This window comes from Clostridium sp. DSM 8431 (genome assembly GCF_900116755.1).
Taxonomy (GTDB): domain Bacteria; phylum Bacillota; class Clostridia; order Clostridiales; family Clostridiaceae; genus Clostridium.
On sequence record NZ_FPBY01000148.1, the window covers coordinates 1 to 8,279 of the forward strand.

Sequence of the window (8,279 nt, forward strand, 5' to 3'; positions counted from 1 at the left end):
ACGCTTTTTTACGGGTATAGGTTCTTTAAAACCTCCCAGGGGGGGTACATCTATCTTCTATTCAGGAGTATTATACTAAACTATATTAAATTTGGTTAGATTCCTTTTGGAATTTAAATAAAAAACTATTTTAAATTATGAAATGCGTATTTCCCTATCGGGGCGTAAGCAAAGTAATAGATAAGAAAATTAATATCAATTTAGACATGTAATGTTCGTTAGAATAGTAAATAGTTTTCTATCAAATGTTACAACTAGATTATACAAGGGGGAAAGAAGTGGAGAATTCTATAGATGATTTATTTATAATATTAAGCAAACAATTAGTTGAGATTCATAATAAGGGGCTTTGTGCAGCAGATAATCTAACTACTGGTAATAAAGTAGTTGATGATTTCTTGAAGCTTGCATTAAACTTGTCTAAAGAGGGATATCATTCAGATATTATAGAAGCAGAACTTTCATTTAATATATCTAAACATATACTTAAAGCTAATATAGATGAAGTTACGTTACATTCATTAGAAATTATAAAAAAGACTTTAAAAGCAATGGTTAGTGGTGATCATATATTTTTAGAATGGTATTCTAATTATCTATGTTCTTATAGTACTATAAAAAAATGCGATGTGATATTTTTATGATTTTAATACAGTAGATGTTAAAGAATTCTATATTAACTTGTTAAAAGATATGTATCATGTTAACAATAATAAAAATTTAATTTCAGATATTATACCTAGAAAAGATAAAAAAAGTGATAAATAGAAAAAGCTCCTAAAATAAAGGAGCTTCAGTGAAAATTTTAAATTAATTATTTTAAAGCGCGATTTACTTCAGAAATCATATCTAAAGTAGAAGTGTATCCTCCAGATACTGTATACCAAATTACTGAATCTAAGTATACTATATTACCATCTTTAGCTGCTTTTGTTTCATTAACTAATTCATTATTTAAAATATCTTTAGCTGAATCTTTACCGCCTGTTATAGCATTTCTATCTACAACAAAGATATAATCAGATGGATGTTCTACTAAGTATTCGAAAGAAACTTCTTGACCGTGAGTTGAAGCAGTAAGATTAGAATCAGCAGGATTAAAGCCCAATTCATTAAATAGTAAACCATATCTAGAGTCAGGACCAAAGGCACTTAAAGAACGACCATTAATCATTATAGTATTTGCAGTAAGTCCTGTAGTTTTAGCTTTTACTTCTTCTGCTTTAGTTTTAACATTATTAACTAGAGAATCAACTTTATCAGTCTTATCGAAAATTTCTCCATAAATGTTCATTGCATTAGTAAATGATTCAATGTAAGCAGCACCATCAATATTTATATTAATAGTAGGAGCTATTTCAGAAAGCTTATCATAGTAATCTGTCATTCTTCCAGAAATAAAGATAACATCTGGCTTTAAAGCATTTATTGCTTCTAAATCTGGTTCTTTAACAGATCCAGTATTTCCATACTTTTCATCCTTAAATTTATCTAAGTATGAAGGTAATTTACCTGACTTTGGAAGTCCAACTAATTCAACCTCCATAGCATCTAATGCGTCAACTGTTCCATAGTCTAAAGCTACAACTCTTTCTGGTACTCCTTGGAGTTTTGTAGTTCCAGATACATGTGATATTTCTTTAACTACAGCTGCTGTATTTTCCACTTCAGTTTTCTTTGAATTAAATGTAAAGAAGCAAGCAGCTCCTACTACTAATATAGCTGCGCCTGCAACTATTCCGGCTATTTTTTTGTTCATTATTATTTCCTCCTGAGTGTGAATGAATTTTATTATCAATGTAAAATTAAAAATAAACACATATTTTTTTATCATCAATATCCTGAATTCTAAAGTTTGTATCATATAAGTCTTCAAGGACATTTTGATCTATAATGCTAGAAGTAATACCTTCTTTATAGACCTTACCATCTTTCATTGCTATTATCACATCTGAATAGCAAGAAGCAAAATTAATATCATGTAAAACAGTAACTACAGTTTTACCTAAATCATCAACTAATGCTCTTATAACCTGCATCATTTGAACGCAATATTTCATATCAAGGTTATTAAGTGGTTCATCTAAAAATACATATTCAGTATTTTGAGCAATTATCATTGCTATATAAGCTCTTTGTCTTTGACCACCGCTTAATTCATCTAAGTATTTATTTTCGATATCTTTAATATTCATGTATTTAAGAGCTTCATCTATATATTTTATATCTTCTTTAGTTAGATTACCTTGAGAATAGGGGAATCTACCGAATTCAACTAAGTCTCTTATTGTTAATCTTAAATTAATATTGTTAGATTGTTTTAATATTGAAATCTTTTTTGAAAGTTCAGCATTATTCCATTTGCTAAGTTCAATGCCATCAATAATAACTTCACCTTCATCCATTTTTAAAAGTCTTGTTATCATAGATAAAACAGTACTTTTTCCAGCACCATTTGGCCCTATTAAAGATATCATTTTACCTTTTTCTATATTTAAAGATACATTATCAACAACCTTTGTATTGCCATATTTTTTAGTTATGTTTTTTACTTCTATCATAATTTATTCTCCTTAAGTAAAAGATATAAGAAGTATATTCCTCCAATAAAATTAATTATTATACTTAAAGTAGTATTGAAAGTAAATACTTTTTCCACTAATAAAGTCCCAATTACTAAACTGCAAACACTTATAAGAACTGCTGCAGATGTAAGTAATGTGTGCTTATAACTATGTATAACTTGATATGTAACATTTACGACTATAAGACTTAAAAATGTTACAGGACCAACAAGAGCTGTTGAAATAGCAGTTAAAATAGCTATAATTAACATCATTTTTTTTACTATCTTATCATAATCAACTCCAAGATTTAGAACTTGCTCTCTTCCAAGAGTTATTACATCTAAAAATTTAAAATCATCATAAATAAAAGGTATTATTCCTAATAGTATAAGTATAGATAGTAATAAAACATTTACGTTAACATTACTAAAGCTTGCTACAAGTTTAGTTTGCAAAGTTAAGTATTCATTTGGATCTATTAATACTTGCATAAAAGATGCCATACTATTAAATAAAGTTCCAACTATAAGGCCAACTAACAATAGATGCATTAGATTATTATATCTTTTAAAAACAAGCTTATATAAGATGGCAGAAAGAAATAACATTCCTATGAGTGATAGTATAAAATTTATATTTTTATTTGTCATAACAATGCTTTGTGATCCAAATATAAAAACTACAATAGTTTGAAAAAATGAATATACTGAATCTAATCCTAAAATACTTGGAGTTAGAATTCTGTTATTAGTAATAGTTTGAAAAACTATTGCTGAGAAGGCTATACATCCTCCACTAACTATTATGGCTAAGATTTTTGGTATCCTTTTAGATAAAAGATAACTTGAAGTTGAAGGTTCTAAACCTATACATAAAAAGATAAGGGTTGAAATAACTGCTATAATTAACAAAGCATATATCTTTTTAAGTTCTTTCTTTTCTTTAGTATTAAGCTGCACTTGTATTCCTCCTTAGTACTAGGTATAAGAATAATACACTTCCTATTACACCTACAGTTAGTCCTATAGCAACTTCATAAGGTGCTATTATAACTCGTCCAATTAAATCGCATGCAAGAACAAATATTGCTCCAAATAAACATGTTTCAGTTAGGGAATTCTTTAAATTATCACCCTTCATAATGCTTATTAAGTTAGGAACTATAAGACCTATAAAAGGGATGTTTCCAACCATAACTAAAGTTAATCCTGAAATTGAAGAAACTAAAACCATTCCTATATTAACTATTCTTTCATGATTTAGTCCTAGGTTAGTTGAAAAGGACTTACCCATACCAGCTATAGTAAACTTGTTAGCGTATATAAAAGCTAGTATTATTGATGGGATGCAGAAATATAAAAGTTCGTATCTTCCTTTTATGGCTGTAGAAAAACTTCCTTGAAACCATGCGTTTAAGGTTTGATTTAAATCTAATGAGTAAGATATAAAAGAAGTTATAGAACCTATGATAGAGCCAAACATCATACCTACAAGAGGAACAAATATAACATTCTTAACTTTAATTTTAGATAGGATTGTTAAGAATATTAAAGATCCAATTAGAGCAAATATGAAGGCAAATAGAGCTTTACCTAAAATACCAGCACTAGGCATAAATAGCATTGAAAATAATACTCCCATTTTAGCTGAGTCCATAGTTCCAGCTGTAGTAGGAGATGTAAACTTATTTCTTGTGATTTGTTGCATGATTAAACCACTTATGCTAAGTCCTGCGCCAGCAATGATTATACTTATTACTCTAGGAATTCTACTTATGAAGATAATTTTTATTTTATCTAAGTTACCATTAACTATGTCAGATAGAGTTATGGTGGAAGTTCCTATAAATAGAGAAACAAGTGATAATAATATTATCCCTATAAATAAATATTTTTTTTCATTAAAGCACTCCTTTGTTTATTAACATGTTAATGATATTCATTATCAACAGCGTCTTGTACATATTATCATCAGGTTTAAGGAGTGTCAACAATAAAATAGAAATATTATCAAAAAAACTTGAATTTTTTCTAAAGAATCATAATAAAAGTACCAAGAGTTATCAAGATTCCACCAATTAAAGTCTTTAAAGTTACTGTTTCTTTAAGAACAACAAAAGCAAGGAGCATACTTATAACTACACTAAATTTATCCACAGGAACAACCTTCGATGCATCACCAGTCTGCAAAGCTTTATAGTAACAAAGCCAGGAAAGTCCTGTTGCAATTCCAGATAAAATTAAAAATAGCCATCCCTTACGGCTTATATCTGTAATACCTCTTAAAGTGCCAGTTATAATTACCATTCCCCATGCCATAATTAAAACCACCACAGTTCTAATGGCAGTTGCTAAATTAGAATTTATCCCTTCTATTCCTATTTTAGCTAAAATTGAAGTTAGTGCTGCAAAAAATGCAGATAATAAAGCAAATACAAACCACATATTAAATTTACTTTCAGCTTTAAAATTTTTTCTCAAAGCTAAAATCCTCCTTTATAAATAATTTTTTCAAGGGAATATTATAATTAAAATAGGTATTTTTTGCAAGTGTGTTTAAGTTTAAATAGTTATTTTTGGTAAATACTTTCTATATTAATGGACTTGAAAATATGAGATAATACTATGGTTGTGAATTTGAGTAAAGTATATGAAAAAGAGAGCATTTTTAAGAAAATATATTATTAAATTTATTTTATTGATTCAGGAGATTATCTTTAGTAAATAAAAATATTTAACGTTTTTATAAGTAGAAAGAAAATAAATTATAAAAGAGGGGTTTATTATAGTTAAAATCAATTAAATTATTGAAGAAAATTTGATATAATAGCGATTGAGGTGTTTAATTTATGAAAAAACTAAAGATATATTTTACTTCGGATATACATGGTTTTGTTTATCCAACTGATTACATTAACAATGAAAAAAAGCCAATAGGAATGTTAAATTTAATAAATTCTTTTACTAAGGATGAAAATACCTTAATAATTGATGGAGGAGATACTCTTCAAGGATCACCTTTTACAACTTTTTTAACAAATGAAGAATTTAATGTTCATCCTATATCTAAGGTGATTAATTCAGGGAAATATGATTTTGTCACCTTAGGGAATCATGATTTTAATTATGGATATGAAAATTTAAGAAGTTACCTAGATAACATAAATGCAGAGTGTGTATGCTGTAATGTTAAGGATAAAACAGGCAAGCTTCCCATAAAGGAATATTCAATGAAAATTATGGAAAATGGATTAAAAGTAGCTATTATAGGGTTTACTACAGATTTTATAAATGTATGGGAACAGCCTAAAAACTTAGAAAACTTTTCTATAGATGATACTTTTTCTAATGTTAAAAGAGTTTATGAAGAAGTTAAAGATTTAGCAGATATAATTATTGGAGTATATCATGGAGGTTTTGAAAAGGATTTAGATTCCCATAAAGCCTTAAGTGAGACTAAGGAAAATTTAGCTTATAAAATATGTGAAGAATTAGGCTTTGATATATTGCTTACTGGTCATCAGCATATGGCTATAGAAGGGCAGAAACTTTTTGACACATATATTGTACAAACTCCACAAAATGGACAAAGATATATTGAATTGAATTTACAATATGACGAAAAGATAACTAATATAGAATCAAAATTAGTTGTGCCAGAAATTAACCCTGAAAAAGATGTATATAATGAACTTATGGTTATAGAAGAAAAAGTTCAAAAGTGGCTTGATAGCCCAGTTGGACATTTAGATGTAGACTTAACTCCTAAAAGTCATATAGATATGGCTATGGAAGGTTCTCTATTAGCTAATTTTATTAATATGGTTCAATTAGAGGAAAGTCATTCAGATATAGCTTGTACATCATTTGCTAATTCTATTAAAGGATTTAATAAGGATGTAACTGTTAGAGATATAGTTTCAACATATATTTATCCAAATACTTTAGTAGTTTTAAAGGTTACTGGAGAAATATTAAAGAAGGCTCTAAATAGATGTGGAGAATATTTTGCTTATGATGGCAGAGAGGTTACTGTTTCAGATGCCTTTTTAAAGCCAAAGGTTGAGCATTATAATTATGATTATTTCAGTAATATAGAATATGGATATAAGCTAAATGAAAATGATACCAATACTTTAGAGTATGTGAAATTTAAAAATCAAGAAGTAAAAGATGATGATGAATTTACTCTTGTTATGAATAATTATAGAGCAAGTGGTGCTGGTGGATATGAATTTTATACTGAGTGTGAAGTAGTTAAAGAAATTCAAGTTGAAATGACTGAAATTATAATTAATTACTTTAATAAATATAAAAATGTAGTAGTAGATAAAAACAAATATATTAGTGTAATAAAATAGATGTGTGTTTTTAGTTAATGGTTAAATATTAAGAGTTTTTTAAAAAAATTAAATAATAGATAAACAAATAGTTATTTAATTGTAATTTACTATAAAAATAGTGTAAAATAATAAGAGAATGTATTAGGAAGTTCGAACTAAAGAAAATAGTAAGGAGAATAAGCATATGAAGAAATATTCAATTGGAGTAGATATTGGTGGTACAACAGTAAAAATAGGATTATTTGAAGTAGAAGGAAAGCTAATAAGAAAATGGGAAATTCCTACGAACAAAGCTGACAATGGTTTTCATATACTTACTGATATAGCTGAATCAATTGATGGAGTGCTAAAAGAAAAGGGTATACATGTAGATGAGGTGCAAGGTATAGGACTTGGAGTACCTGGTCCAGTAAAATCTAATGGTGTTGTAGTTAAATGTGTTAATCTTGGATGGGGAATTTTTAATGTTGAAGAAGCATTAGAAAAAAAGACAGGCTTAAAGGTTAAAGCAGCTAATGATGCTAACATAGCAGCCTTAGGAGAACTATGGCAAGGTGGAGGAAAAGGCTATGATAACATGGTAATGGTAACTCTAGGAACTGGAGTTGGCGGTGGTGTAATCATCGATGGAAGAATATTATCAGGTGTACATGGTGCTGCTGGAGAAATAGGTCATATTAATGTTAATGAAAAAGAAGAAGAAGTATGCGGTTGTGGAAATACTGGATGCTTAGAACAATATACTTCTGCAACAGGAATAGTAAGATGTGCTAAAAAAATGTTAGAAAAAACAGATATGGAATCTTCTTTGAGAAATATAGAAGAGATAACAGCTAAAGATGTGTTTGATAAAGCTAAAGAAGGAGATAAATTAGCTTTAGATATAGTAGATGATTTTGGAAAGACTATGGGAAGAGCTCTTGCACAAATCTCAGCTGTATGCGATCCAGAAGTATTCGTTATAGGTGGCGGTGTTTCTAAAGCGGGTAAAATAATAATTGACAGCATTGCTGATAATTATAGACAAAAAGCATTCCATGCATGTAGAGATGCTAAATTTGAATTAGCATTACTTGGAAATGATGCTGGAATCTATGGTGGAGCGAAGCTTGCTCAAGAAATTCGTTAATATGAAATATGTAAAGAAATTAAGGCCAACAAGATTGGTTGTGCAGAAATAATGAATTTTTCTTATGAAACTTTAAAAAGTATAATTAATAAAAATGAGTCGGATTTTTATCTGGCTCATTTTTTGTTGAAGGCTGTATTTTAAAGGCTCAATTACTAAATAGAGTGATAAATAAAACAAGCTATTCAAATATAGGTGGACGTCCTTTAAAGTTCGTATTTATATAAGGATGTTCTCCCTT

8 protein-coding genes are annotated in these 8,279 nt (G+C 28.4%); 3 read left to right on the forward strand and 5 right to left on the reverse strand.

What is annotated here, in order from left to right; all coding sequences use genetic code 11:
• Positions 1 to 278: 278 nt before the first annotated feature.
• On the forward strand, positions 279 to 644 hold the full coding sequence (locus BM384_RS13240; protein ID WP_090014316.1) for a hypothetical protein: 366 nt from the start codon (positions 279 to 281) through the stop codon (positions 642 to 644).
• A 170-nt stretch (positions 645 to 814) separates the two neighbouring features.
• Here BM384_RS13240 and BM384_RS13245 read toward each other — a convergent pair whose 3' ends face one another.
• From BM384_RS13245 to BM384_RS13265, 5 genes are all read right to left on the reverse strand, one after another.
• Positions 815 to 1,759, reverse strand: coding sequence for a siderophore ABC transporter substrate-binding protein (locus tag BM384_RS13245; RefSeq protein WP_175537384.1), 945 nt, complete (start codon positions 1,757 to 1,759; stop codon positions 815 to 817).
• A gap of 46 nt (positions 1,760 to 1,805) precedes the next feature.
• On the reverse strand, positions 1,806 to 2,561 hold the full coding sequence (locus BM384_RS13250; protein WP_090014319.1) for an iron ABC transporter ATP-binding protein: 756 nt from the start codon (positions 2,559 to 2,561) through the stop codon (positions 1,806 to 1,808).
• The gene (locus BM384_RS13255; RefSeq protein ID WP_090014320.1) at positions 2,558 to 3,526 is read right to left on the reverse strand and encodes an iron chelate uptake ABC transporter family permease subunit; all 969 of its coding nucleotides are present in this window, start codon (positions 3,524 to 3,526) and stop codon (positions 2,558 to 2,560) included. Before BM384_RS13255 ends, BM384_RS13250 begins: the two co-directional genes overlap by 4 nt.
• Positions 3,516 to 4,448 (reverse strand): ABC transporter permease, encoded by a 933-nt coding sequence (locus tag BM384_RS13260; RefSeq protein ID WP_090014323.1) that lies wholly within the window; start codon positions 4,446 to 4,448, stop codon positions 3,516 to 3,518. The genes BM384_RS13255 and BM384_RS13260 overlap by 11 nt, the downstream gene beginning before the upstream one ends.
• 149 nt (positions 4,449 to 4,597) lie before the next feature.
• Positions 4,598 to 5,011: an EamA family transporter gene (locus tag BM384_RS13265; RefSeq protein ID WP_090014329.1), complete on the reverse strand. Its 414-nt coding sequence runs from the start codon at positions 5,009 to 5,011 to the stop codon at positions 4,598 to 4,600.
• Between the two features lie 404 nt (positions 5,012 to 5,415).
• Between BM384_RS13265 and BM384_RS13270 the strand changes: the two genes are divergently transcribed.
• Both BM384_RS13270 and BM384_RS13275 read left to right on the forward strand, forming a co-directional pair.
• Positions 5,416 to 6,927 (forward strand): bifunctional metallophosphatase/5'-nucleotidase, encoded by a 1,512-nt coding sequence (locus BM384_RS13270; protein ID WP_090014325.1) that lies wholly within the window; start codon positions 5,416 to 5,418, stop codon positions 6,925 to 6,927.
• A gap of 166 nt (positions 6,928 to 7,093) precedes the next feature.
• Positions 7,094 to 8,038, forward strand: a complete 945-nt coding sequence (locus BM384_RS13275; RefSeq protein WP_090014327.1) for an ROK family glucokinase — start codon at positions 7,094 to 7,096, stop codon at positions 8,036 to 8,038.
• Positions 8,039 to 8,279 lie beyond the last annotated feature (241 nt).

Bases quoted from the DNA above. Each gene is read 5' to 3' on its own strand.
- BM384_RS13245 (WP_175537384.1), bottom strand. From the start codon at position 1,759: ATGAACAAAAAAATAGCCGGAATAGTTGCAGGCGCAGCTATATTAGTA.
- BM384_RS13250 (WP_090014319.1), bottom strand. From the start codon at position 2,561: ATGATAGAAGTAAAAAACATAACTAAAAAATATGGCAATACAAAGGTT.
- BM384_RS13265 (WP_090014329.1), bottom strand. From the start codon at position 5,011: ATGTGGTTTGTATTTGCTTTATTATCTGCATTTTTTGCAGCACTAACT.
- BM384_RS13270 (WP_090014325.1), top strand. From the start codon at position 5,416: ATGAAAAAACTAAAGATATATTTTACTTCGGATATACATGGTTTTGTT.
- BM384_RS13275 (WP_090014327.1), top strand. From the start codon at position 7,094: ATGAAGAAATATTCAATTGGAGTAGATATTGGTGGTACAACAGTAAAA.